This is a genomic window from Burkholderia aenigmatica (assembly GCF_048627025.1).
Taxonomy (GTDB): Bacteria; Pseudomonadota; Gammaproteobacteria; order Burkholderiales; family Burkholderiaceae; genus Burkholderia; species Burkholderia aenigmatica.
This window is the reverse complement of record NZ_CP184468.1, coordinates 402,897-428,033: the sequence shown is the minus strand read 5'-3', so window position 1 is coordinate 428,033 and position 25,137 is coordinate 402,897. Positions and strand designations below refer to the sequence as shown.

The window sequence follows — 25,137 nt, the reverse complement described above, 5'->3', positions numbered from 1 at the left end:
GCGCACGCATCCGGCAACCGGCGTCGTTCGGACGGCCCCAAAGGTCCGCCTTCGCCGGGACAGTCGGCGCGTCGTGCCCGACGCGAAACCGGTAACATCCCGTGTCCTTCCGCAGCCCCTTCCACTACACTCGTGACGGAAACGGGCCAACCGTCGGCGGCCGAAGCACTTCGTCGAAGCCGCGCGCCGTTCGTCGCAATCCGCACGCGGTCGGCCCGACCGGCAGTAAGGTCAGGCCATCGGCGCATCGCGCGCCTTCCCTCACCCGACACCATGCGAGCCACATCCGACCCATCGCCGATTCCGCAGCCACCCGCCGGCGCCGCGCCGCGGCTGCTGCGCGATCCCGCCGCGCTGCTCGCGTTTGCGTGCTTCAACTCGGTCGTCGGGCTGGGGTTCTGGGCCATCCATTTCAACGAACCGCTGCTGCCCTACCTCGTCGTCGCCAACGCGATCGGTTTCTGCGCGCTGCTGTTCAGCTATGCCGCCGACCGGCTGCTGCCGCGCAAGCCGGGGCTCGCACTGAAGACCGTCGTGATCGCGCCGGTCAGCGTGCTCATCGGTTTCGAGATCTCGGCAACGATCGTCGGCGGAAACGTGCCGCACGTGTTCGGGCGCGCCCACATCGGAACGTGGGACAACTACGGGCCGTCGTTGCTCATCTCGGCGATCCTGTTCGTGTGCGTGTCGCTGTTCCTGCAGTCCATGCGCATGCGTGCGACGCTCGAGACCGAGCGCCGCGAAGCCGCCGAAGCGCGCCAGGCCGAGACGGCCGCGCGCCTGGCGCTGCTGCAGGCGCAGATCGAGCCGCACTTCCTGTTCAATACGCTCGCGAACGTGCAGAGCCTGATCGAGCGCGATCCGGCTCGCGCATCGACGATGCTCGACAGCCTGAACCGCTACCTCCGTGCGAGCCTGCGACGCACGCGCGATGCGACGTCGACGCTCGGCGAGGAGCTCGAACTCGTCGAGGCGTTGCTGAAGATCGCGTCGATCCGGCTCGGCGAGCGGCTTTCGTATGCGATCGACGTGCCGGCGGAGCTGTACGCGCTGCCGTTCTCGCCGCTGCTGCTGCAACCGCTCGTCGAAAATGCGCTGCTGCACGGAATCGAGCCGTCGATCGACGGCGGCGTGATCGTGATTCGCGGCCGGATGCGCGGCGACCGGCTCGAACTGAACGTGATCGATACGGGTGTCGGCCTCGGCAACGGCGACACGCGCCTGCATGGCGGCGTCGGGCTGGCCAACGTGATGGCGCGCATCCGGACGCTGCACGGCGAGCGCGGCCGCGTCTCCGTCGAGACGAACGCCGCCGCCGCGCATGGCGTCACCGCGACCTTGCTGATTCCGATCGACTGACATGCCGACCGCCCTCATCGCCGATGACGAACCGAACCTGTCCGCGTCGCTCGCGCAGCGGCTGGGCACGCTCTGGCCCGAACTGGACATCGTCGCGATGCCGCGCAACGGCATCGAAACGCTGGCCGCACTGAACGCGTCGCCACGCCCGGACATCGCGTTTCTCGACATCCGCATGCCCGGCATCGACGGGCTGAAGCTCGCTGCGCTCGTACCCGACGTGCATGTCGTGTTCGTCACGGCGTACGACGAATATGCGGTCGATGCGTTCGATCGTGCCGCGGTCGACTACCTGCTGAAGCCGGTGACGGACGAGCGGCTGCTGCGCTGTATCGCGAAGCTGCAGCGCGGCGGGCCGGCGCTCGTGCAAACCGATGCGCTCACGCAGGCGGCGCAAGCGAGAGACGCGGCGCCGATCCGCTGGCTGACCGTGGGCGTGAAGGATGCGACGCGGCTCGTATCGGTCGACGACGTGCTGTATTTCCAGGCATCGGAGAAATACACCGAAGTCGTCACGGCCGGCGAACGGCTCGTGATTCGCACGCCGTTGAAGGAACTGATGCAGCGGCTCGATCCGGAGCGGTTCGCGCAGGTGCATCGCGGCGTGATCGTTGCGTATGCAGCGATCGATCGTGTCGAGCGCGATCTGTTGGGAAGGTTGCGGATTCGCGTGCACGGGCAGCGGGAGATGCTGCCGGTCAGTCGGGCGTATGCGGGGTTGTTCAGGCAGATGTGATGGGAGTCGGCTGGCGGCCGGGGCGACAGGATTACGTTCTGACAGATCTTGGACGACGCGTTGGCAAACCGTGCCGCATCCAACACAATCACGCGAACATCCCGCATTCGGCGGCGTGGCATCGCCCAAGCACGACGCCCCATCCGGCTGACCCGTCATGAAAACACTACGTGGAATGACAACGTGCGTGGTCGCAGCGCTCGTGAGCGGCTGCGTGACCACACCGAATCTCGTCGACGAGAGCGTGGCCGGCATCACGCCGACGCACGCGAGCGGGATCCTGATCGTCGTGGACGGCAAGATCTTCGATTCGCCGACATTCGGCAGCGAGGGCCGCGCCTATCTGGCAGGACTCGGCGAAGGCATCCAGGGCACGCTGACGGACATCCCGACGCAGCTCGTCGAGCTCGACGTGATGAAGTTCGTCGATCCGATACCGCATGCGCTGGACGCGATGCATCCGAGTCACGTGGTTCGCCTGTACACCGCGTCCGACTTGCGCCGCAACGACACGCCCGTGAGTGCGACGTGGCAGATGACCGTATCCGACGTCAAGATGACGCCGGTCGCGGCGACCGGCGAAAAGCCGGCGGGGACGCGCTACACGTTCAAGCCGATCTACAAGGCGCGCGCCGATGGCGACACGTGCGTCGATTCCGACAGTCTCGCGAAGCAATGCGGCGCGGCGATGGGAAAGGTACTCGGCGAGGCGCTGCGCGCCGCGCATGTGATGCAGATCGGCGCAGGGACGTAGGCGAAATGGCTTTCGCCGCTGACGATCACCTTGTCAACCCGGAAGACCGGGCTCCGAGCAGCGTCCAACCCTCAAGTTTCTTTAAAAGAATCCGATAGTAAGGCGATTGTTTGGTGAATATCGGGGCCACCGGGCGCGGCAGCTTGCCCAGGTTCGGCGCGGCGTAGGTATTGCCTCGGCCCAACATTCACGACACCCCCGATCGCATGCCCGACAACATCCGATAACCAATCGGATTGGGGCCCGTATTTTTTAAAGAAACCTCGGCTATTTTGGGAGACGATATGAGGAAAATTCTGCTGGCGGCCTTGATCTTTACAGCCGCGCAATCGGCGATGGCTCAATGCTCGATTACAAGCAATCGAGGCGATGCCGTCGGGAAATTGCTTCAAAGTCGAGGCTGGAATTTCCGAAATTTCGATGTCGTTTGCGAGAAACTGAAGCGCGCCAATGCTGTCATCAATATTAGCGGCGACGCCTCCGTTCTTGCCGGCATGTCGTATGGCTGGGCGCTTTTGACCGTCGCCGACAGGAAAACCGGATTGGGTATCAACGACTATACCGCCGGACATACCATAATGAACACTTATGCCAGCCAAGACAAAGCCTATGATTTGCTATACGAAGCAATCAACGAGGCCGCCAATAATTGGGACGGCCTGGATAACGCGCTGGCTACGTTGAATGAGAAGCGGAAGAAGTTTGGCGCTTCAAATTAGTTTCGACACCATGTAACGGGCACGTACAGCGGTCACCGACACGTGCAGGCGCACGGCCCATGGCGTCGCCGTTTGACGCCTCCGTCTCGCCATAGCCACGGTGACTGTGGACGTCGCCCACTCGAATGATTCCTCGCATGGTGGTTATCCGGTCGTCAGTAGGAATAGCCCTGCATGCCGTAGTTGGTGTCGTGGCGGCGGCCCCACCACGGCAGATACGCATTGTTCTCGCCCCGCGCGCGGAACCAGTCCTTGTCCGGGTCGATCGGCGTGATTTTCGACGGCGGAACCACCACCACCGCCGTCGGGTGCTGCTCATCCGTCGTCCCCGCCACCAGCACCTTCTCGTCCAGGTGATTCGCTCGACCGATTGCAAGCACCACGTCCGTCAATGCCGTACCGGCTCCCATCGGGCCTAGCAACGCCGGCGTATTGAATGTCTGCTCGCGAAAGTTGTAGTCCGGCAGCACTTCCGTCAGTGTCTGCGACAACGCGCCGATCCGTTCCGACGATGCTTCGCCGCCGCCCGCGTCATGCACCACGAAGTTCAACGATGGCACCGTCACGCCCGCGTTGCGCGCCGCACTGTCGATCGTGGCCTTCCACGCCTGTACCGTACGCGTGGTGCCGGCCTTCGCCTCGTAGTCCCGGACGTTGCCCGTCGCCGCTCGACCGATCCACGCCAGCGGTTCGCGCTCCGTCTTGAAGTTCGGCCCGACGAGAAACAGCACCACCATGTTCTCGTTGATCTGCGCGTCTTTCGGCGGGAAGCTCGGTGCGTCCCAGTTCATCACCCAGGCGCTCTTGTCCGGGTTCGCCTGCAGGTAATCCAGTGCGCGGTTCAGCGACGTGAAACCCGCGTTTTCGCCACCCTGGTTAACGTGGACGTCGGGGGGCGTGTTCTTGCTCCAGAGATCCAGGAAATATTTATTCCCGATGTTGAATTCACTGACGATGCTCTGTTGCAGATAGTCCTGAGCCTCGCCAGCATCCAATCTATCCGGCACGGCAAACTCCACGCGGATACCGGCCAACTCACGCCAGTCATCCTTGTTCCTGGACTTGACCGTGTAGAAATACTTGGCGTTCATCACATAGCGATCACCGAACAGTCCGAGCACTTTACCGACGTATTTGTGATAAAAGCCGTTGAATGTTTCCTCTCCGTGGTTGCCGTATACCAGCGCACCAATTGACCGGAGCTTCGAAAATTTCTGCGGCATCGTCCGAACCATATCGTCGTTCTTGTTCGGCTGGACAAGACCCATTGTCCAGAGAACCTGCCATTCCGTTGGATAGTCACGACGCTGCAATGGGTTCAGCCACTCCAGTCCGACAACCTGCGCAACGAACGGTGTCGCACTATCACCCGCATTCGCAACCGTTGTGTCTTTTTGCGCCGGAGTAGCCGCGTGGACAGGCGTAGCCATCATGATCGTCGACACCACAAACGTCAAAATCGCAACCATCGATGGCACTATCAACATTCGCTTCATCCAATCTCCCATGCTCAATTCGCCATAAGGCTTATGTCCAGCGAAAGCACTCAAGCTGTCGTTGTGCCATTCCGGGTAACCCTCCAGCACATCGCTCGTGCCGTCTTCACCCTTCATGTTGTCTCCTTCGCCCACCCACACCGGGCGACCGTCACGGCGCGCGCGCATTCGCAGGATTTCGCGATCTTCGTAACGTTGCGCCGCTTCGCTAGCTCAATCACCGCTGGCTACATCGTCAGTCGAATCCGACTGGTAGGATCCGGTCAGTAGGAATAGCCCTGCATGCCGTAGTTGGTGTCGTGGCGACGTCCCCACCACGGCAGATACGCATTATTCTCGCCCCGTGCGCGGAACCAGTCCTTGTCCGGATCGATTGCCGTGACTTCCGACGGCGGCACCACCACCACCGCCGTCGGATGCTGCGCATCCGTCGTCCCCGCCACCAGCACCTTCTCACCGAGGTGATTCGCTCGCCCGATCGCCAGCACCACGTCCGTTAATGCCGTACCGGCGCCCATCGGGCCTAGCAGCACCGGCGTATTGAATGTCTGCTCGCGAAAGTTGTAGTCCGGCAGCACTTCCGTCAGTGTCTGCGACAACGCGCCGATCCGCTCCGACGCCGCCTCGCCTCCGCGGCCTGCATCGTGCACCACGAAGTTCAGCGACGGCACCGTCACGCCCGCGTTGCGCGCCGCGCTGTCGATCGTGGCCTTCCACGCCTGTACCGTACGCGTGGTGCCGGCCTTTGCCTCGTAGTCCTTGACGTTGCTCGTCGCCGCTCGGCCGATCCACGCCAGCGGTTCACGCTCCGTCTTGAAGTTCGGCCCGACGAGAAACAGCACCACCATGTTCTCGTTGATCTGCGCGTCTTTCGGCGGGAAGCTCGGCGCGTCCCAGTTCATCACCCAGGCGCTCTTGTCCGGGTTCGCCTGCAGGTAATCCAGTGCGCGGTTCAGCGACGTGAAACCCGCGTTTTCGCCACCCTGGTTAACGTGGACGTCGGGGGGCGTGTTCTTGCTCCAGAGATCCAGGAAATATTTATTCCCGATGTTGAATTCACTGACGATGCTCTGTTGCAGATAGTCCTGAGCCTCGCCAGCATCCAATCTATCCGGCACGGCAAACTCCACGCGGATACCGGCCAACTCGCGCCAGTCATCCTTATTCCTGGACTTGACCGTGTAGAAATACTTGGCGTTCATCACATAGCGATCACCGAACAACCCAAGCAGCTTACTAACGTATTTGTGGTAGAAACCTTGGAACGTTTCAGTGCCTTGATTGCCATACGCCACCCCTGCGACCGACTGTAGCGTCGTAAACGACTTCGGATCCGTCCGAACCATGTCGTCGTTTTTATTGGGTTTAGCGAGCCCCATGGTCCACAAAACCTGCCATTCAGTTGGATAGTCGCGCCGCTGCAGTGGGTTCAGCCACTCCAGCCCGACGACTTGCGCAATGAACGGCGAAGCGCTTTCGCTCGCAACCAATACTTCGGCATCTTTCTGCGTCACAGTCGCCGCTTGCGCAGGCGTTGCCGTCATGATGGTCGATACCACAAACGTCAGAATCGCCGCCAAGGACGGCACTATCAACATTCGCTTCATCCAATCTCCCATGCTCAATTCGCCATGAGGCTTATGCCCAGCGAAAGCACTCAAGCTGTCGTTGTGCCATTCCGGGTAACCCTCCGGCACATCGCTCGTGCCGTCTTCGCCCTTCATGTTGCCTTCGCGACCGTCACGTCGTGCGCGCATTCGCAGGATTTCGCGATCTTCGTAACGTTGCGCCGCTTTGCTAGCACGATCACCTCTGGCTACATCGGCAGTCGAATCCGACTGGTAGGATCCGGTCAGTAGGAATAGCCCTGCATGCCGTAGTCGGTGTCGTAGCGACGCCCCCACCACGGCAGATACGCATTGTTCTCGCCCCGCGCGCGGAACCAGTCCTTGTCCGGATCGATCGCCGTGATTTTCGACGGCGGCACCACCACCACCGCCGTCGGATGCTGCGCATCCGACGTCCCTACCACCAGCACCTTCTCACCAAGGTGATTCGCTCGCCCGATCGCCAGCACCACGTCCGTCAATGCCGTACCGGCTCCCATCGGACCCAGCAGTGCCGGCGTATTGAACGTCTGCTCGCGAAAGTTGTAGTCCGGCAGCACCTCAGTCAACGTCTGCGACAACGCGCCGATCCGCTCCGACGCCGCCTCGCCTCCGCGACCTGCATCGTGCACCACGAAGTTCAGCGACGGCACCGTCACGCCCGCGTTGCGTGCCGCGCTGTCGATCGTGGCCTTCCACGCCTGTACCGCACGCGTGGTGCCGGCCTTCGCCTCGTAGTCCTTGACGTTGCCCGTCGCCGCTCGACCGATCCACGCCAGCGGTTCGCGCTCCGTCTTGAAGTTCGGCCCGACGAGAAACAGCACCACCATGTTCTCGTTGATCTGCGCGTCTTTCGGCGGGAAGCTCGGTGCGTCCCAGTTCATCACCCAGGCGCTCTTGTCCGGGTTCGCCTGCAGGTAATCCAGTGCACGGTTCAGCGACGTGAAACCCGCGTTTGCGCCACCCTGGTTGACGTGGACGTCCGGCGGGGTATCCCGACTCCAGAGATCTTTGGCTGACGGATTTCCAATCTCGTAGTTGTCGATGAATTCGCTTTGGAGGAACGTCTTTGCCTCCACCGGATCAAGTCGCTGCGGGATGGCAAACTCGATATGCATTCCGGCCAGTTCGCGCCAGTCATCCTTATTCCTGGACTTGACCGTGTAGAAATACTTGGCGTTCATCACATAGCGATCACCGAACAACCCAAGCAGCTTACTGACGTATTTGTGATAAAAGCCTTTGAACGTTTCCTCTCCTTGGTTGCCGTACACCAGCGCACCAATTGACTGGAGCTTCGAAAACTTCTGCGGCATCGTCCGAACCATATCGTCGTTCTTGTTCGGCTGAACAAGCCCCATTGCCCAGAGAACCTGCCATTCCGCCGGATAGTCGCGCCGCTGCAATGGATTCAGCCACTCGAGTCCGACAACTTGCGCTACAAACGGCGCAACACCTTCGTTCGTATTCGACACTGCGGCCTCTTTCTGCGTTACGGTATCCGCGCGCGCAGGCGTCACCGTCACGATGATCGACACAACAAACGCCAGAACGGCTTCCAGGGTTGGCACTATCGACAGTCGCTTCATCCATTCTCCCGCGCTCAATTCGCCACGAGGCATATGTGCTGCGAAAACACTCCAGCCGCACATGATACCCATCGTGACAATCCACCTGCAGGACAAAATAAAGATCGATCTTGATTCATCCACCCGATTTTTATAAAAATCTCAGCAGTACCAAGCAATGATTTTAAAAAATGAGCGCCCGAAAAAACGTCGACACGAATATTCACGCGCGCTACCGGACGCGTCCCTAGCAAAGGAAACTTGAATACGGCAAAGGGCCATGCAAACATCGCGTCGCCCTATGTTTCGGAATATTGCGCGTGAATACAGTCGAATCTCGCGGAGCCGGCAACATTCGAGCACGAGCGCGCCGCGCCGCGCCGCCATACGCAATCAGCCGTTCCAAGATCCGTCGACAGATCCTTCAACCCCGAATTGCAGATCCCTGCGGCAATCGTCTCGCCACGCACCTCGTCGGCCAACCGGTGTTGGCTTGCGACTGAGGCAACAGGATCACGTTCCGACAGAACATGGACGGCGCATTTGCAAAGCCGCGCCACACCCAGCACGTTCGCACGAACACGCTGTATCCACCGCTTCGCAGATCAGCCGTCGGAAGCGCCTGACGACACCCGGCAAGCCACCGACACCCGGGCAAGGCGGTGCGCTAGGTGCGAGGCGCTTGCCCCGGAAGATCGTCACGCCGATCGTCGTTGCTCCGCGGCCGACGTCCTGGCAGCACCGGCAAGCAGCGTTGCAACGCGTCGAACACGTGCAGCAGCCCACGTTTGAGCGGGCCCGCAATGGGCTTCTCGACGACCACGTGCACCAACAGCGCGGCCACGATCGCCGCTGCGACCACGACCCAAAACATCGCGACCTGATCGACAGCCGTGCCCACTCGATTGAACAGCATGTAGCCGACGTGCTGATGAATCAGGTACAGCGGGTAGCTGACCGCGCCGAACCAGACCCACCGCGGGCTCGCGAGCATCGGCGTGCGACGCAACGCGAGCACGAGCATCACGACGAAGAACGCCGTCATCACGATCGCCACGATTGCCGGATTCAGCGGATGCTTGAGGTGCTCGCTGAAATACGGCAGGAGTCGGGATTCGTGGTAAAGCGACAGCACCCAGGCCGCACCGACTAGCAGGATGCGCGAGGGCGACAGGCCACGCTCGCGGATCAGGAAGATGGCGGCACCCGCGATGAAGAAGCCCGCATAATCCGTGACCAGGAACGCCTGGAGCTTGACGATCTGGTGCCACTCGACCCACACCGTCGCAATCAGCCACACGAACAGCCAGCGTTCGGCGCGACGGATCTGGCCAATGAGGAGCAGGATCCCGACCAGCCGGTAGAACCGCAGCTCTGCCCCCAGGGACCAATACGCGCCGTCGATCGAGTCGGTGCCGAATCCGCCGCCGAGCATCACCATGTTCACGAGGTATTGCGGCCACGTCGCAGCGAAACGATCGCCCCCGATCGCGAGCGTCACGAGAAAGGTGATCGTGCAGCAGGCCCAGAAAGCCGGCAGCAGGCGGGAGGCGCGCGACGCGATGAACCGCTTGATGCTTCCGTCACCCGCCGTCATCAGGATCACGAAACCGCTGATCATGAAAAACAGGTGCACGCCGAGGTAGCCGTACTTCGCGACCGGCTCGAGTGCCGGATAGTGCATGGTGGTCATGTCGTCGGCCGCGTATCCCCGGAACGCGTAGTGAAAGAACACGACGGCCACTGCGGCAACGAAGCGAAACAGGTCAAGCTCGGGAATTCGAGAGGACTTCACGGTCGATTCCTGTCGGAATTGTCGTTGCGGATTGCGCCAGCCCGGCAACGGCTGGTCTTCGCACCGCGGCCCGTTCGTACCCATTCGTGCCCGTTCGTAATCGCGAACGAGCGGGCCGACGAGCACCGCCGCGCCGTGCTGGACAGGCGAGCGATGTTCCGGAAACGCGAAGGGGCTACGCAAACATCGCGTAACCCCTTGTCAGATATGGTGCCGGCTGCAGGACTCGAACCCGCCACCTGATGATTACAAATCAACTGCTCTACCAGATGAGCTAAGCCGGCGTAGCGCGAGATTCTACCTCATTTCACGATCTTGAGGCGAGGTCTGCTGCCACCTTTCGAGCCGTCGCCGTCGGTTTTCGGCGGTTCGTCTGCACCTTCGGACGGTTCCTCGTTCGCGCCGCGCTCGGCAACCGGTGTCAGCGTCGACGAAGACTCGTCACGCTGCACGTCGTCAGCCTGCGCAGCTTCGTCGTCGAACGCGCCAGAATCCTCGCCTTCGCCCGCGACCGCATCGACCTGGAACGCCATGCCCTGCCCGTTCTCGCGCGCATAGATCGCGAGCACGTTGGCAACCGGAATCTCGATCTTGTGCGCTTTCCCGGAGAACCGGGCCGTGAATTCGATCCACTCGTTGCCCATCTGCAACTGGCTCGTCGCCTCGAAGCTGATGTTGAGCACGATCTCGCCGTCACGCACGAACTGACGCGGCACGCGCGTCGAGTTGTCGACCCTCACCGCGATATGCGGCGTGTAACCGTTATCGGTGCACCACTCGTACAGCGCGCGCAGCAGATAAGGCTTCGTTGAAATCTCTTGCATCACAATCCTCGAACCCGGAGCGGGGGCGCGGCACGCCGCACCGCCCTCTCCGTCATGCCTGCAACATTAACGACGCATGACCTTTTCGGACGGCGTCAGTGCTTCGATATACGCCGGACGGCTGAAGATCCGTTCCGCGTACTTCATCAGCGGCGCGGCGTTCTTCGACAGCTCGATGCCGTAGTGATCCAGACGCCACAGCAGCGGTGCGATCGCGACGTCGAGCATCGAGAACTCTTCGCCGAGCATGTACTTGTTCTTCACGAAGATCGGCGCGAGCTGCGTCAGGCGATCGCGGATCGCGAGGCGTGCCTTCTCGTGGTTCTTCTCCGCTGCCTTGCCCTTCTCGTTCTCGAGCGTGCTGACGTGGACGAACAGTTCCTTCTCGAAGTTGAGCAGGAACAGGCGTGCACGTGCGCGCTGCACGGGGTCGGCCGGCATCAGTTGCGGATGCGGGAAGCGCTCGTCGATGTACTCGTTGATGATGTTCGATTCGTACAGGATCAGGTCGCGCTCGACCAGGATCGGCACCTGACCGTACGGGTTCATCACCGAAATGTCTTCCGGCTTGTTGAACAGGTCGACGTCACGGATTTCGAAGTCCATGCCCTTCTCGAACAGCACCAGCCGGCAACGCTGGGAGAACGGGCAAGTTGTGCCGGAATACAGAACCATCATGTTTGCGTTTCCTCAAAAAAGCCGAGGGCCGGCACGCGGCGAACCCCTTCCGGGGTTCCACCTTGCGCCGGCCCCACGCCGGTCAGGCGTGATTACTTGATATCTTTCCAGTATGCGGCATTGAGCCGCCAGGCCAGGAAAGTCAGGACACCGAGAAAGATCAGCACCCATACGCCGAGGCGTTTGCGGGTCTGCTGAGCCGGCTCGGACATCCAGGTCATGTACGCCACCAGGTCGGCAACCGCAGCATCATAATCCACCGCGGACAGTGTCCCCGGCGTGACCTGCTGGAAGCCGACGAGCGTATGGACCTTCTCGCCCGTCTCCTCGTCCGTCTTGTCTTCGAATTTGGCGGTGCGCTGCCCCTGCATCTGCCACAGGACATGGGGCATGCCGACGTTCTCGAACACCGCGTTGTTCCAGCCGGTCGGCCGTGTATCGTCGCGATAGAAGCTGCGCAGATACGTATACAGCCAGTCGCGGCCGCGCGCCCGCTCCTCGACCGACAGGTCGGGCGGCGAGGTGCCGAGCCAGTTCTTCGCGTCTTCAGGGCGCATCGCGACGGACATCGTGCTCCCGACCTTGTCGGTCGTGAACAGGAGATTCGTTTCGATCTCCTTCTGGGATATGCCCAGATCCGTCAGACGGTTGTAGCGCATCAGGTTCGCGCTGTGGCAGTTCAGGCAATAGTTTACAAACAATTGCGCGCCGTGCTGAAGCGAAACGAGATTTTCCGTGTTATCGGGCGCCCGGTCGAGCGGAAAATTACCTTCCGCCCGAACCGCCGGCGCCACCAGCAGCGCACACGCGGTCGCCCCGATCAGCGCGAGTGTCGAAAGCAGTTTCTTCATGTCGTTCTCTCCTCGCTCACGTTAATGGGGCTTGAAGCGCACCCGCTCCGGCGGCTGCTTGAACGTGCCAAGCGGCGTCCAGACGGGCATGCCGAGGAAGAACGCGAAGTAGATCAGCGCGCAGCCCTGCGCAATCAGCGTCGCGACCGGCGATGGCGGCCGTGTGCCGAGGAACGCGAGGGTCAGGAACGCGGCGACGAAGATCCCGAGAAACACCTTGTGGAACAGCGGCCGGTAGCGGATCGACTTCACCGGGCTGCGGTCGAGCCACGGCAGGAAGAACAGCGTGATCACCGCCGAACCCATCACGACGACGCCCCAGAACTTCGACTCCGTCAGGTACATGAACACGACGATCGCCGCGGCCAGCACCGGCAGCCCGACCTTCCACTTGCCGCGCGCGCGGATCAGCGCGAGCACGCCGAGCAGTGCGATCACGATCATCAGCACGATCTTGAACGGGTCGGTCGTTGCGCGCAGCATCGCGTAGAACGCCGTGAAGTACCAGACCGGCGCGATCTCGGGCGGCGTCTGCAGCGGGTTCGCCGGGACGAAGTTGTTCGCCTCGAGGAAGTAGCCGCCCATCTCCGGCGAGAAGAACACGATCAGCGCGAACACCATCAGGAACACGCACACGCCAAGGAAATCGTGCACCGAGTAGTACGGATGGAACGGAATGCCGTCGAGCGGCACGCCGTTCGCGTCCTTCTTCGCCTTGATCTCGATGCCGTCCGGGTTGTTCGAGCCCACTTCGTGCAGCGCGACCAGGTGCGCGATCACGAGGCCGACCAGCACGAGCGGAATCGCGATCACGTGGAACGCGAAGAAGCGGTTCAGCGTGACGTCCGACACCACGTAGTCGCCGCGAATCCACAGCGACAGGTCGGGGCCGACGAACGGGATCGCCGAGAACAGGTTCACGATCACCTGCGCGCCCCAGAACGACATCTGGCCCCACGGCAGCAGGTAGCCGAAGAACGCCTCGGCCATCAGGCACAGGAAGATCGCGCAGCCGAAGATCCACACGAGTTCGCGCGGCTTGCGGTACGACCCGTAAAGCAGCCCGCGGAACATGTGCAGGTAGACGACCACGAAGAACATCGACGCGCCCGTGGAGTGCATGTAGCGGATCAGCCAGCCCCACGGCACCTCGCGCATGATGTACTCGACCGACGCAAATGCGAGCGTCGAGTCGGGCTTGTAGTTCATCGTCAGGAAGATGCCCGTGACGATCTGGTTGACGAGCACCAGCAGCGCGAGGGAGCCGAAGAAGTACCAGAAGTTGAAGTTCTTCGGCGCGTAGTACTCGGAAACGTGCTTCTTCCAGGTGGACGTGAGCGGGAAGCGCTGATCGATCCAGCCGGTGAGACCTGTCGTGGAGACTTCCTTGTTGTCGGCCATCACGCTTCTCCTTTCTCGTCCTTGCCGATCACGAGGGTCGTTGCCGACGTGAACATGTAGGGCGGGATGTCGAGATTCTGAGGCGCCGGCTTGTTCTTGAACACACGGCCGGCGAGGTCGTAGGTCGAACCATGGCACGGGCACAGGAAGCCGCCCGGCCAGTCGTCCGGCAGGTTCGGCTGCGGACCCGGCGTGAAGCGTTGGCTTGGCGTGCAGCCGAGGTGCGTACACACGGCCATCACGACGAGAATGTTCTTGCGATCGGCCCGCGAGCGATATTCGTTCGCGCAATACGCGGGCAACGGCATCGTATAGGGCTTTTCGGTGGTCGGATCGGCCACTTCCTTGTCGGCCTTGACCACGTCGGCCAGCATCGCGTCGGTGCGGTTCAGGATCCACACCGGCTTGCCGCGCCACGGCACGGTGACCATTTCACCGGGCTTCAGCCCGCTGATGTCGACTTCGACCGGTGCACCGGCCGCTTTCGCTTTCGCGGACGGCGCAAGCGACGCCGCGAAAGGTATGACGGTGGCTACGCCTCCTACGCCACCTGCTACGGATGTCGCAATCAGCCAGGTACGGCGGCCGCTGTCGACGCGTTTCTCTTCCTTGTCTCGCATCACACGCCCCACTTCTGAGTTGGATTTTCCGTCACGACTTTCCATTCCGCCGCTAGTTTGCTCGAATGGAGTCGCCATTTACAAGGCCCGGAGATGAAAATCCCTTCGAAGTGATTGATAGTTAAGGGTTTTCCCCCACTATCGGAGCGATTAAATCATTTCACTTTTAAGCATCCGCTACATTGCGAAATTTCGATGCGCTGCCGCAAATCCGGCATTCAGACCGGGTTATGGATATCGATAAAAAGGTGTTCGATATCGAATTCTTCGGACAAGTGGGCGCCCAGCGCCTGGATTCCGTAGCGTTCGGTCGCATGGTGCCCTGCCGCAACGAACGCGACGCCGCTCTCGGCGGCCGTGTGCGTCACGTATTCGGACACCTCGCCGGTCAGGAACACGTCGGCGCCGGCATCAATCGCCGCATCGAAATAGCTTTGCGCGGCGCCCGTGCACCACGCAATGCGGCGCAGCTGCGTGTCCAAATCGCCGAGCACGAGCGGCGTGCGACCGAGCGTGCGCTCGACCTTCGCGACGAAGTGCTCGAGCGTGACGGGCATCGGCAGCGTCGCCATCCACCCGAGGTCGCCTTCGCCGAAACGCTGCTCGCCGATCAGCCCGAGCCGCTCGCCGAGCTGCGCGTTGTTGCCGAATTCGGGATGCGCGTCGAGCGGCAGGTGGAACGCGAACAGGTTCAGGTCGTTCGCGAGCAGCAGCTTCAGCCGCTGGTACTTGCGGCCCGTGATCTGCGGCGGCTCGTTGCGCCAGAAATAGCCGTGATGGACGAGCACGGCATCCGCCCCCCATTCGAGCGCGGCTTCGAGAAACGCGACCGACGCCGTCACGCCGGTGGCGATCTTCTCGATCTTGCGGCGCCCCTCGACCTGGAGGCCATTCGGGCAATAGTCCTTGAAGCGCGCGGTTTCAAGGGTATTGTTCAAGTACAATTCAAGTTCGATCCGATCCATATAAACCTCTAATCCATTCAGATGCTTAGACGCTTCTGGCTGTTCTTCGCGCAGGCGGTTACCGTGCTGCTCGCGCTGATGTTCATCGTCGTGACGCTCAAGCCGCAATGGCTGCAACGGCAAGGACAGCTCGGCAAGCAGCTCGCCACGCCGATCGTTGCGCTGCGGGAAGTCGCGCCGGGCATCGGCGGCGCGCCGGCGACCACGTCGTACGCCGAGGCCGCGCAAAAGGCGATGCCGGCTGTCGTCAACGTCTTCTCCAGCAAGGACGGCTCACTGCCGCCCGACCCGCGCGCGAAAGATCCGCTGTTCCGCTACTTCTTCGGCGACCGTAACGCCCGCAAGCAGCAGGACGAACCGGCCGCCAACCTTGGCTCGGGCGTTATCGTGAGCCCTGAAGGTTACATTCTAACGAACCAGCACGTCGTGGACGGCGCCGACCAGATCGAAGTCGCGCTCGCCGACGGCCGCACGGCCACCGCGAAGGTGATCGGCAGCGATCCCGAGACCGATCTCGCGGTGCTGAAGATCAACATGACGAACCTGCCGACGATCACGCTCGGCCGCTCCGACCAGTCGCGCGTCGGCGACGTCGTGCTCGCGATCGGCAATCCGTTCGGCGTCGGCCAGACGGTCACGATGGGGATCATCAGCGCGCTGGGCCGCAACCACCTCGGCATCAACACGTTCGAGAACTTCATCCAGACCGACGCACCGATCAACCCGGGCAACTCGGGCGGCGCGCTGGTCGACGTGAACGGCAACCTGCTCGGCATCAACACGGCGATCTATTCGCGCTCGGGCGGCTCGCTCGGGATCGGCTTCGCCATCCCCGTGTCGACCGCACGCACGGTGCTCGAAAGCATCATCACGACGGGCTCGGTCACGCGCGGCTGGATCGGCGTCGAGCCGCAGGACGTCACGCCGGAAATCGCCGAGTCGTTCGGGCTGTCGCAGAAATCGGGCGCGATCGTCGCCGGCGTGCTGCAGGGCGGCCCGGCCGACAAGGCCGGCATCAAGCCGGGCGACATCCTGGTCTCGGTCAACGGCGACGAGATCACCGACACGACGAAGCTGCTGAACACCGTCGCGCAGATCAAGCCGGGCACGCCGACCAAGGTGCACGTCGTGCGCAAGGGCAAGGAGTTCGACGTGAACGTCGTGATCGGCAAGCGCCCGCCGCCGCCGAAGCAAACGCTCGACGAGCAGGACAGCGATACCGAATGACGTCTGGCGAGCGGCGCACTGCCGCATGCCGAGCACCGTCGGAAATGAAAAAGGGCAGCCGCTTGGCTGCCCTTTTGTTTTGTATCGAAAGACCTGCGTTGCCGGGAAGGTGGCCTCGCCACGTGCTTTCCGGCTATCAGGCCCACCGGGCCTGTTCAGGCGCGGCCGGAAAGCCGGCCACGGCGCCCACCGCCCGGGTGCGCCGCCGTCAACTCGCGGCTTCGCCGTTCTCCGCCTCGCCCTCTTCGGCCGGCTTCTTCGGCACGAAGAACCGCGCAGCCAGCAGCCCGATCTCGAACAGCACGACGAGCGGCAGCGCGAGCATCAGTTGCGAGAACACGTCCGGCGGCGTGACGACCGCCGCGACGATGAATGCGCCGACGATCACGTACGGCCGCATCTCCTTCAGCTTCTTCAGCGACAGCACGCCCATCCGGACGAGCAGCACGACGACGATCGGCACCTCGAACGTGACCCCGAACGCGATGAACATCCCGAGCACGAAGCTCAGGTAGTTGTCGATGTCGGTGGTCATTTCCGCCCCGAGCGGCGCGTTGTAGTGCGCCATCACGCGGAAGATCGTCGGGAACACGAGGAAGTACGCGAACGCCATCCCGCACAGGAACAGCACGTAGCTGCTGCCGACGAGCGGCGCGACGAGCTTCTTCTCGTGCTGGTACAGCCCCGGCGCGACGAACGCCCAGATCTGGTACAGCACGATCGGCAGCGCGATCACGAGCGCGACGAGCATCGTGACCTTCATCGGCACGAAGAACGAGCCGGTGACGTCGGTGACGATCATCTTGCCGTCTTTCGGCAGGTTCTGCATCAGCGGCCGCGCGAGCAGCCGGAAGATGTCGGGCGCCCAGTAGACGAGCCCGAGGAACACGACGATCACGGCCGCGCCCGCGCGAATGATGCGATCGCGAAGCTCGACCAGATGGGAAATGAAGGTTTCTTCCGGGGCGTCGCCCGGGTTCTGCTGGGGGTCGCTCACGCCGGCCCTCGGTAGGATTGACGAGCGAGCATGCGCTCGGCTCAGAAGAAGCGCGTCGGCCGGCGCAGGCTGGCCGGCTGGTGGCGCGCAACGCGCGCGGCGCCCGACTGCACGTGCGTGCGGCGCGTGGTCGCGCGCTTGTACCAGACAGGCGCAGCCGCCTGCTTGACGCGCCAGTTGCGGCGCTTCGGCGCGAGCGCGGCCGAACTGCCGCGCCAGGACGGCGCCGCGGGCGTGCCGGAACCGGTCGAACCGGCGTCGCCCGCCGCTTCATTGAGACCGCCGACCGCGGAATGCCACGTGTCGTTCAGTTCCTTCTCGTGCTCGCGCAGGTTGTCGTGAATCGTCGTTTCGACATTGCGCGCGGCCGCTTCGAAATCGGTCTTCATCGTCCGCAGCGCGTCGAGTTCGATTTCGCGCGAGACCTCGGCCTTCACGTCATTGATGTACCGCTGCGCGCGGCCGAACAGCGCGCCTGCCGTACGCGCAACGCGCGGCAGGCGCTCGGGGCCGAGCACCACGAGCGCGACGACGCCGATCAGCGCCATCTTCGAAAGACCGAGATCCAGCATCGCGAATGCCTGTCAGCGTCCCGGCGTTACGCCTTGTTCGAGTCGGAACGCGTCGTTTCCTTCGCGTTGACGTCGACCGAGCCCGAGCGCGGCAGTTGCTGCGCGTCCGCCGGTGCTTCGCCTTCCTTCATGCCGTCCTTGAAACCCTTCACGGCGCTGCCGAGATCGTTACCGATGTTGCGCAGCTTCTTGGTACCGAAAACCAGCGCGACGATCAGCAGCACGATCAGCCAGTGCCAAATGCTCAATCCACCCATGATGAAACCTCTCCTCAACCACGCCGCGATGCAGCGTAAATCGCCGGCAACGCGCCGGCTTCGACAATCGATGCGGGGATACGCCCCGCGCCGTCAACCCATCCGCTGCCAGGGGCGCGGACCCGCCAGGATATGCGCGTGCAGGTGGTAGACCTCCTGCCCGCCGCCCGGGCCCGTGTTGATCACCGTGCGGAAACCGGTTTCGCCGCCCGTATACGCGACACCGAGCTGGTCGGCGAGACGCGAGACGAGCAGCATCAGCCGGCCGAGCATCGGCGCATCGGTCTCGCTCGCCGCCGACAGCGTCGGCAGATGCTGGCGCGGAATCACGAGCACGTGCGTCTCGGCCGCCGGGCGGATGTCGCGGAACGCGACGAATTCGTCGTCCTCGTGCACCTTCGTGCTCGGGATCTCGCCTGCCGCGATCTTGCAGAACAGGCAATTCGGATCGTGACTCATGTTGCTCCTGCAGACGCCCGCGCGCAGCCGGTCAAAACCAGGCCTGCGGATCGAGCGGCTTGTTGTCGTTCAGGTACAGCCAACCCTTGATGATACGGTACAGCGTCCAGATCCATGTGACAAACATCACTGCGAATCCGACCACCACGAACATCAGCGCGAACCCGATCACGTACGCGATCAGCGCGCGCCAGAACGTGCGGATCTGCCACTCGAAGTGGGCCGCATACGGCGTGCCGGCCACGTCGTCGCGCTTCACGTAGTTGATGATGATCGCGATGATGCCCGTGACGCCGCCCGTCAGCCAATGAAACGCATAGAGGCCGTAGAGCACGTGAGTCAGCGTGCGCAACCCGTTCAGGCGTTCGGCGTCCGCAGCCCCCGGCACCGCAGGCGTCGGAAACTGGTTCGACGTATCGTTCATGATGCTACCCCCGTTAGATGACAATTCTTACAGCTTACCCCACTGTTGCCACCGCGGCGGGACGCTACATGTCAGCCGCCGTTTTCCTCGCGCTCGCGACGCTTGCGCAGGGCCTTCTCTTCGATACCCGACAGCCCTTCGCGGCGCTCGAGCTCGGCGATCACGTCGGCCGGGCTCAGGTCGAAATGCGACAGCATCACGAGGCAGTGGAACCACAGGTCGGCCACCTCGCCGACGAGCGCGGTCGGCGCGCCGCCCTGGCGCACGTCCTTCGCGGCCAGCACGACTTCCGTCGCCTCTTCGCCGATCTTCTTGAGCACCGCGTCGTCGCCCTTGTGGAACAGGCGCGATACGTACGATTGATCGGGATCGCCGCCCTTGCGGCTATCGATCACGGCCGCGAGGCGCAGCAGCGTGTCTTCGGTCGATTGCGTCATTTGTAGATGTGTTCGGGATCTTTCAGCACCGGTTCGACCGCGACCCAGTCGCCGCTGTCGACGGTGCCTTCGAATTTCTGGAAGAAGCACGAATGCCGGCCGGTGTGGCACGCGATGCCCGACACCTGCTCGACCTTCAGCAGCACGACGTCCTCGTCGCAGTCGAGCCGCACCTCGTGCACGTGCTGCACGTGGCCCGACTCCTCGCCCTTGAACCACAGGCGCTTGCGCGAGCGCGAATAATAGACCGCGCGCTGCGTCTCGATCGTCTTCGCCAGTGCCTCGCGGTTCATCCACGCGAACATCAGCACGTCGTTCGTCGACGCTTCCTGCGCGATCACCGGCACGAGGCCGTTGTCGTCCCAGCGGACTTTATCCAGCCACGCGGGCAATGCATTCGTTTCGGTATTCATCACAGCCTCACCGGGATGCCCTGGTCGGCCATGAAGCGCTTCGCCTCGCCAACCGTGTGCTCGCCGTAGTGGAAGATGCTCGCAGCCAGCACCGCATCGGCGCGGCCGTCCTTGATGCCGTCGGCCAGGTGCTGCAGCGAGCCGACACCGCCCGATGCGATCACCGGCACCGGCACCGCGTCCGACACGCCGCGCGTGAGCGCGAGGTCGAAGCCCGACTTGGTGCCGTCGCGGTCCATGCTCGTGAGCAGGATCTCGCCCGCGCCGAGCTCGGCCATCTTGCGCGCCCATTCGATCGCGTCGAGGCCCGTGTTCTTGCGGCCGCCGTGCGTGAAGACCTCCCAGCGCGGCGTCTCGCCGTCGGCCGACACGCGCTTCGCATCGATCGCGACGACGATGCACTGCGAGCCGTACTTGTCGGCCGCATCGCGCACGAGCTGCGGGTTCGCGACCGCCGACGAATTCATGCTGACCTTGTCCGCGCCCGCGTTCAGCAGGCGTCGCACGTCCTCGACGGCGCGCACGCCGCCGCCGACGGTCAGCGGAATGAAGACCTGCGACGCAACGGCTTCGATGATCGGCAGGATCAGGTCGCGCTGGTCGGACGTCGCGGTGATGTCGAGGAACGTCAGTTCGTCGGCGCCCTGGTCGTCGTAGCGGCGGGCGATCTCGACGGGGTCGCCGGCGTCGCGCAGCTCGACGAAGTTGACGCCCTTGACGACACGCCCGGCAGTCACGTCCAGGCAGGGGATGATGCGTTTAGCTAGAGCCATGATGTTGCGCCAAATGCCGCGATGGGACGGCCGGTTACGGAAAGCCTCGCGCGAGGCTTCCGGTCGGGGCCGCCTGCAGGCAGCCCCGGCGAGCGGGACAACCGCGCTTACGCGTTGTCGAGTTCGCCGTTCAGTTCGTCCGCGCGCTTTTGCGCGGCCGCGAAATCGAGATCGCCGGAGTAGATCGCACGGCCGCAGATCACGCCTTCGACACCGTGCTCTTCCACTTCGCACAGATTCTCGATGTCCGTGAGGTTCGACAGGCCGCCGCTGGCGATCACCGGGATGCCGACCGCCTGCGCGAGCTTCACGGTCGCCTCGATGTTGATGCCCTGCAGCATCCCGTCGCGGCCGATGTCCGTGTAGACGATCGATTCAACGCCGTAGTCCTCGAACTTCTGCGCGAGATCGATCACTTCGTGGCCGGTCAGCTTGCTCCAGCCGTCGGTCGCGACCTTGCCGTCCTTCGCGTCCAGCCCGACGATGATGCTGCCGGCGAACGCGGTGCACGCGTCCTGCAGGAAGCCCGGATCCTTCACGGCCGCGGTGCCGATGATCACGTAGGACAGGCCCGCATCGAGATACTTCTCGATCGTCTCGAGGCTGCGGATGCCGCCGCCGAGCTGTACGGGGATTTCATCGCCGACTTCGTCGAGGATCGCTTCGATCGCCTCGAGATTCTTCGGCTTGCCGGCGAACGCGCCGTTCAGGTCGACGAGATGGAGCCGCCGGGCGCCGAGATCGACCCACTTGCGGGCCATCGCCGCCGGGTCCTCGGAGAAAATCGTGGCCTGGTCCATATCGCCTTGTTTGAGGCGCACACACTGACCGTCTTTGAGATCGATGGCCGGAATCAGCAACATAGCAATCGGGTGTCGTCGTGGAAAAAGAAAAGAATCCGGCGCGTACCGGCCAATCCGGTACCGCGCCGTCTCGCTAGTTTAGTACAACTCTTTCGGTGCTTAGGCGGGCGAGCCCCGTAAGACGGGCCTCTCCGGCCCGCCGACTGTGGCACGCACGCGACGTTCACGGCTTCCAGTGTACGAAGTTGCGATACAGACGCAACCCGACCTCCGCGCTTTTCTCGGGGTGGAATTGGGTCGCGAAGAGATTGTCCCGCGCGACCGCGGACGTAAACGGCGCACCGTAGGCCGTTTCGCCAACCGTATGTGCCGGGTTGTCCGGCGTCACGTAATAGCTGTGCACGAAGTAGAAATACGCGTCGTCGGGCACGCCGTCCCACAGCGGGTGCGGCTGCGACTGACGCACGCGGTTCCAGCCCATCTGCGGCACCTTGAAGCGCGAGCCGTCGTCCTGCAGGCGGCCGTCGAGCTCGAAGCGCACGACCTTGCCGGGCAGCAGGCCGAGGCCCTTCGTGTCGCCCTCCGCGCTCCAGTCGAACAGCATCTGCTCGCCGACGCACACGCCGAGCAGCGGCTTCGTGCGCGAGGCCTCGATCACGGCCTCCTGCAAGCCCGATTCGCCGAGGGAGCGCATGCAGTCGGGCATCGCACCCTGGCCGGGCAGCACGACACGGTCGGCCGCGCGGATCGCGGCCGGCGTGTCGACGATCGCCACGTCGGCGGCCGGTTCGGCCTTCTTGAGCGCCTGCGCGACCGAGCGCAGGTTGCCCATCCCATAATCCACAATCGCAATCGAAGTTTTCATCTCAGTGCAGGCAGTAGCGCCCTCAGTCCATTGACGATGAATTCCACCGCCAGCGCCGACAGCATCAGACCCATCAGCCGCGTGGCGATGTTGATGCCCGTGCGGCCGATCCAGTTCGCGATCGGCTCGGCGAGCCGCATCGCGACGAAACACAGAAAAGCCAGGACCGCGCCGATCGCGACCAGCCCGGCCCGCTCATACCAGTGATGCGAGTTCGCCGCATAGATGATCACCGTGCTGATCGAGCCGGGGCCCGTGAGCAGCGGAATCGCCAGCGGCACGACCGCGATGTTGTCCTTCAGCTCGGCCTCGTGGCGCTCCTCCGGCGTCGATCGCGTATTGCCGATCTGCGCGTTCAGCATGTTGATCGCCATCAGCAGCATGATGATCCCGCCGCCCACTTCGAGCGACCCGACCGAAATGCCGAAGAAGTTGATGATCTGCTGCCCGAGCAGCGTCGTCACCGTGATCACGCAGAACACCGACACCGATGCGATCCGGATCGTGCGCCGCCGCTCGGCATCCGTCTGCTGCGCCGTCAGGCTCAGGAAGAACGGCACCGCACCGACCGGGTTGATCAGCGCAAGCAGCGAAATGAACGATTTGAGCAGATCCATCGCAAGCCGGCGCCGCGCGCCGAAGCCGTGAGGTTGTCCTTGACGCTCCGGTCAGTTCAGGTTCAGAGGCTGCCCTTCGTCGACGGGATCTGCCCCGCCGCACGCTCGTCCAGCTCCACCGCCGCACGCAGCGCACGGCCGAAGGCCTTGAACACGGTTTCGAGCTGATGGTGCGCGTTGATCCCGCGCAGGTTGTCGATGTGCAGCGTGACGCCCGCGTGGTTCACGAACCCGCGGAAGAACTCGATCGACAGGTCGACGTCGAACGTGCCGATCCGCGCCCGCGTGAACGGCACGTGGAATTCGAGGCCCGGCCGGCCCGAGAAGTCGATCACGACGCGCGACAGCGCTTCGTCGAGCGGCACGTACGAATGGCCATAGCGGCGGATGCCCTTGCGGTCGCCGATCGCCTTCGCGACGGCCTGCCCGAGCGTGATGCCGACATCCTCGACCGTGTGGTGGTCGTCGATATGCGTATCGCCATGCGCTTCAACCTCGAGATCGACCAGACCGTGTCGAGCGATCTGGTCGAGCATATGGTCGAGGAACGGCACGCCGGTGGCCAGCTTCTGCTGGCCCGTGCCGTCGAGATTGAGCTTCACACGGATCTGCGTTTCGCTGGTATTGCGAACGACTTCCGCCACACGCATGGCAATTCCTTGACTGAGTCGATGTAAATGGGGATTGATCGTTTCGCGCTGCGGCGCCCAGAGGCTCAACCGGGCAGCGCGAGTTTCAAAGCGGCCAGCAGGCGCGCGTTTTCGTCGGGAGAACCGACGGTCAGCCGCACGCATTCAGCCAGCAACGGATGCATTTTACTCACGTTTTTGACCAAAACCCGCTCGGTGAGCAGCGCGTCGAACACGGCGGCCGCGTCCGGCACGCGCACCAGCAGGAAATTGCCGGCACTCGGGAACACCGTCGCGCCCGGCAGCGCAGCCACTTCCTGCGCGAGGCGCGTGCGTTCCGTACGCAGATCGGCCGCCTGCGCGTCGAGCACGTCGAGGTGGTCGAGCAGGAAATCGGCGGTCGCCTGGGTCAGCACGTTGATGTTGTACGGCGGGCGCACCTTGTCGAATTCGGTCAGCCACGCGGGCGAACCGACCAGATAGCCGAGGCGGATGCCCGCGAGGCCGAGCTTCGACACCGTGCGCATCACGACGACGTTGTCGAATTCGGCGGCGCGCGGCAGCCACGAGCGAACGGCGAACGGCTGGTACGCCTCGTCGATCACGATCAGGCTGTGCCGCGCGGCCGCGATGATCCGTTCGATGTCGGCATCGTCGTACAGCGTGCCGGTCGGGTTGTTCGGGTACGCGAGATAGACGAGCGCCGGACGATGCTCGGCGATCGCCGCGAGCATCGCGTCGACATCGAGCGTCAGGTCGGCCTTCAGCGGCACGCCGACGAATTCGAGCTGCGCGAGCTTCGCGGACAGTTCGTACATCACGAAGCCCGGCACCGGCGCGAGCACCTTCGCGCCCGGCTTCGCGCAGGCCACCGACATCATGCTGATGATTTCGTCCGAGCCGTTGCCGAGCAGCACGTCGCAGGCGGCCGGCACGCCCATCGCGTGGCGCAGCTTGTCGAGCAGCGCGGCCGGGCGCGGCGCCGGGTAGCGGTTCAGCGCGACCTGCGCGAGACGCTCGCCGAGCGCCGCGGCGAGCGGTTCGGGCAGCGGGTACGGGTTCTCCATCGCGTCGAGCTTCACGAACCCGCTCGCGTCCGGCACCGGGTAGCTCGTCATCGCGAGCACGTCGCGGCGGATGATGTCTTGTGGCGTCGTCATGGTCTCAAGCCGGCGTGCGTCGCGCCGGCGTCAAATGATCGGCAGAGCGGCGGCTGCCGCCCTGCGCAGGTGTCTCCAGCCCCGGCCTTCGGGGGCAGGCCGGGCGGCGCATCGGCGCCAGCCGCGGCCCC

The 25,137-nt window shown here is 63.4% G+C and carries 28 protein-coding genes and 1 tRNA gene; 5 read left to right on the top strand and 24 right to left on the bottom strand.

The genetic code is table 11. The annotated features are described in order from the left end of the window. The first annotated feature begins 336 nt into the window (after positions 1–336). The 4 genes from ACN8ZM_RS02055 (at position 337) to ACN8ZM_RS02040 (ending at position 3,568) form a co-directional block, all read left to right on the top strand. Positions 337–1,359, top strand: a complete 1,023-nt coding sequence (locus ACN8ZM_RS02055; RefSeq protein ID WP_420210970.1) for a sensor histidine kinase — start codon at positions 337–339, stop codon at positions 1,357–1,359. 1 nt (position 1,360) lies between these two features. Then, positions 1,361–2,095, top strand: coding sequence for a LytR/AlgR family response regulator transcription factor (locus ACN8ZM_RS02050; RefSeq protein WP_301768798.1), 735 nt, complete (start codon positions 1,361–1,363; stop codon positions 2,093–2,095). 214 nt (positions 2,096–2,309) lie between these two features. After that, positions 2,310–2,849 carry a hypothetical protein gene (locus ACN8ZM_RS02045; RefSeq protein WP_420210469.1) on the top strand — a complete coding sequence of 180 codons (540 nt, stop codon included), beginning with the start codon at positions 2,310–2,312 and terminating at the stop codon, positions 2,847–2,849. A gap of 284 nt (positions 2,850–3,133) precedes the next feature. After that, positions 3,134–3,568, top strand: a complete 435-nt coding sequence (locus tag ACN8ZM_RS02040; protein ID WP_420210468.1) for a hypothetical protein — start codon at positions 3,134–3,136, stop codon at positions 3,566–3,568. A gap of 155 nt (positions 3,569–3,723) precedes the next feature. On the opposite strand, the gene ACN8ZM_RS02035 is transcribed toward ACN8ZM_RS02040, so the two are convergent. From ACN8ZM_RS02035 to ACN8ZM_RS01985, 11 genes are all read right to left on the bottom strand, one after another. Further along, complete coding sequence (locus ACN8ZM_RS02035; protein WP_420210969.1) at positions 3,724–5,076, bottom strand: virulence factor; 1,353 nt, start codon at positions 5,074–5,076, stop codon at positions 3,724–3,726. A 251-nt stretch (positions 5,077–5,327) separates the two neighbouring features. Further along, on the bottom strand, positions 5,328–6,683 hold the full coding sequence (locus ACN8ZM_RS02030; RefSeq protein ID WP_420210968.1) for a virulence factor: 1,356 nt from the start codon (positions 6,681–6,683) through the stop codon (positions 5,328–5,330). 233 nt (positions 6,684–6,916) lie between these two features. Then, positions 6,917–8,323, bottom strand: coding sequence for a virulence factor (locus ACN8ZM_RS02025; RefSeq protein ID WP_420210967.1), 1,407 nt, complete (start codon positions 8,321–8,323; stop codon positions 6,917–6,919). 583 nt (positions 8,324–8,906) lie between these two features. Beyond that, a complete protein-coding gene (locus ACN8ZM_RS02020; protein ID WP_420210467.1) occupies positions 8,907–10,034 on the bottom strand; it encodes an acyltransferase family protein in 1,128 nt (375 codons plus the stop codon). 208 nt (positions 10,035–10,242) lie between these two features. Continuing rightward, positions 10,243–10,318 (bottom strand) — tRNA-Thr (locus tag ACN8ZM_RS02015). A gap of 18 nt (positions 10,319–10,336) precedes the next feature. Beyond that, positions 10,337–10,858: a ClpXP protease specificity-enhancing factor gene (locus ACN8ZM_RS02010; RefSeq protein ID WP_043191742.1), complete on the bottom strand. Its 522-nt coding sequence runs from the start codon at positions 10,856–10,858 to the stop codon at positions 10,337–10,339. A 66-nt stretch (positions 10,859–10,924) separates the two neighbouring features. Then, positions 10,925–11,536 carry a glutathione S-transferase N-terminal domain-containing protein gene (locus ACN8ZM_RS02005; protein WP_006400565.1) on the bottom strand — a complete coding sequence of 204 codons (612 nt, stop codon included), beginning with the start codon at positions 11,534–11,536 and terminating at the stop codon, positions 10,925–10,927. Between the two features lie 92 nt (positions 11,537–11,628). After that, positions 11,629–12,387, bottom strand: a complete 759-nt coding sequence (locus ACN8ZM_RS02000; RefSeq protein WP_043191744.1) for a cytochrome c1 — start codon at positions 12,385–12,387, stop codon at positions 11,629–11,631. A gap of 21 nt (positions 12,388–12,408) precedes the next feature. Next, on the bottom strand, positions 12,409–13,791 hold the full coding sequence (locus ACN8ZM_RS01995; RefSeq protein ID WP_089449777.1) for a cytochrome b: 1,383 nt from the start codon (positions 13,789–13,791) through the stop codon (positions 12,409–12,411). Then, positions 13,788–14,408, bottom strand: coding sequence for a ubiquinol-cytochrome c reductase iron-sulfur subunit (gene petA / locus ACN8ZM_RS01990; RefSeq protein WP_011350741.1), 621 nt, complete (start codon positions 14,406–14,408; stop codon positions 13,788–13,790). The genes ACN8ZM_RS01995 and petA overlap by 4 nt, the downstream gene beginning before the upstream one ends. A 218-nt stretch (positions 14,409–14,626) precedes the next feature. Further along, complete coding sequence (locus ACN8ZM_RS01985; protein ID WP_089449776.1) at positions 14,627–15,373, bottom strand: Nif3-like dinuclear metal center hexameric protein; 747 nt, start codon at positions 15,371–15,373, stop codon at positions 14,627–14,629. 21 nt (positions 15,374–15,394) lie between these two features. Between ACN8ZM_RS01985 and ACN8ZM_RS01980 the strand changes: the two genes are divergently transcribed. Continuing rightward, on the top strand, positions 15,395–16,600 hold the full coding sequence (locus ACN8ZM_RS01980; RefSeq protein WP_043191754.1) for a Do family serine endopeptidase: 1,206 nt from the start codon (positions 15,395–15,397) through the stop codon (positions 16,598–16,600). Positions 16,601–16,808: 208 nt separating this feature from the next. On the opposite strand, the gene tatC is transcribed toward ACN8ZM_RS01980, so the two are convergent. The 13 genes from tatC to hisC form a co-directional block, all read right to left on the bottom strand. Next, positions 16,809–17,597 (bottom strand): twin-arginine translocase subunit TatC, encoded by a 789-nt coding sequence (gene tatC, locus ACN8ZM_RS01975; RefSeq protein WP_043191757.1) that lies wholly within the window; start codon positions 17,595–17,597, stop codon positions 16,809–16,811. 41 nt (positions 17,598–17,638) lie between these two features. Continuing rightward, positions 17,639–18,169, bottom strand: a complete 531-nt coding sequence (tatB, locus tag ACN8ZM_RS01970) for a Sec-independent protein translocase protein TatB (RefSeq protein ID WP_089449774.1) — start codon at positions 18,167–18,169, stop codon at positions 17,639–17,641. 26 nt (positions 18,170–18,195) lie between these two features. Next, positions 18,196–18,426 carry a Sec-independent protein translocase subunit TatA gene (tatA, locus tag ACN8ZM_RS01965; RefSeq protein WP_011350736.1) on the bottom strand — a complete coding sequence of 77 codons (231 nt, stop codon included), beginning with the start codon at positions 18,424–18,426 and terminating at the stop codon, positions 18,196–18,198. Positions 18,427–18,519: 93 nt separating this feature from the next. After that, entirely contained in the window at positions 18,520–18,885 is a 366-nt protein-coding gene (locus ACN8ZM_RS01960; protein ID WP_043191762.1) for a histidine triad nucleotide-binding protein, read from the bottom strand. Between the two features lie 31 nt (positions 18,886–18,916). Next, the gene (locus ACN8ZM_RS01955) at positions 18,917–19,309 is read right to left on the bottom strand and encodes a DUF4870 family protein (RefSeq protein ID WP_043191763.1); all 393 of its coding nucleotides are present in this window, start codon (positions 19,307–19,309) and stop codon (positions 18,917–18,919) included. Positions 19,310–19,380: 71 nt separating this feature from the next. Further along, positions 19,381–19,746 (bottom strand): phosphoribosyl-ATP diphosphatase, encoded by a 366-nt coding sequence (locus ACN8ZM_RS01950; RefSeq protein WP_006485344.1) that lies wholly within the window; start codon positions 19,744–19,746, stop codon positions 19,381–19,383. Continuing rightward, the gene (gene hisI / locus ACN8ZM_RS01945) at positions 19,743–20,159 is read right to left on the bottom strand and encodes a phosphoribosyl-AMP cyclohydrolase (protein ID WP_039366640.1); all 417 of its coding nucleotides are present in this window, start codon (positions 20,157–20,159) and stop codon (positions 19,743–19,745) included. Before hisI ends, ACN8ZM_RS01950 begins: the two co-directional genes overlap by 4 nt. Further along, positions 20,159–20,932 carry an imidazole glycerol phosphate synthase subunit HisF gene (gene hisF / locus ACN8ZM_RS01940; RefSeq protein WP_011350732.1) on the bottom strand — a complete coding sequence of 258 codons (774 nt, stop codon included), beginning with the start codon at positions 20,930–20,932 and terminating at the stop codon, positions 20,159–20,161. The genes hisI and hisF overlap by 1 nt, the downstream gene beginning before the upstream one ends. 107 nt (positions 20,933–21,039) lie before the next feature. Continuing rightward, entirely contained in the window at positions 21,040–21,795 is a 756-nt protein-coding gene (gene hisA / locus ACN8ZM_RS01935; RefSeq protein WP_043191766.1) for a 1-(5-phosphoribosyl)-5-[(5-phosphoribosylamino)methylideneamino]imidazole-4-carboxamide isomerase, read from the bottom strand. Positions 21,796–21,958: 163 nt separating this feature from the next. Next, positions 21,959–22,600 (bottom strand): imidazole glycerol phosphate synthase subunit HisH, encoded by a 642-nt coding sequence (gene hisH, locus ACN8ZM_RS01930; RefSeq protein ID WP_011350730.1) that lies wholly within the window; start codon positions 22,598–22,600, stop codon positions 21,959–21,961. Beyond that, a complete protein-coding gene (locus ACN8ZM_RS01925) occupies positions 22,597–23,217 on the bottom strand; it encodes a YchE family NAAT transporter (protein ID WP_011350729.1) in 621 nt (206 codons plus the stop codon). Before ACN8ZM_RS01925 ends, hisH begins: the two co-directional genes overlap by 4 nt. Before the next feature lie 62 nt (positions 23,218–23,279). After that, on the bottom strand, positions 23,280–23,867 hold the full coding sequence (gene hisB / locus ACN8ZM_RS01920; protein WP_011350728.1) for an imidazoleglycerol-phosphate dehydratase HisB: 588 nt from the start codon (positions 23,865–23,867) through the stop codon (positions 23,280–23,282). Positions 23,868–23,932: 65 nt separating this feature from the next. Beyond that, positions 23,933–25,006 (bottom strand): histidinol-phosphate transaminase, encoded by a 1,074-nt coding sequence (gene hisC, locus ACN8ZM_RS01915; protein ID WP_420210466.1) that lies wholly within the window; start codon positions 25,004–25,006, stop codon positions 23,933–23,935. Positions 25,007–25,137: the final 131 nt, after the last annotated feature.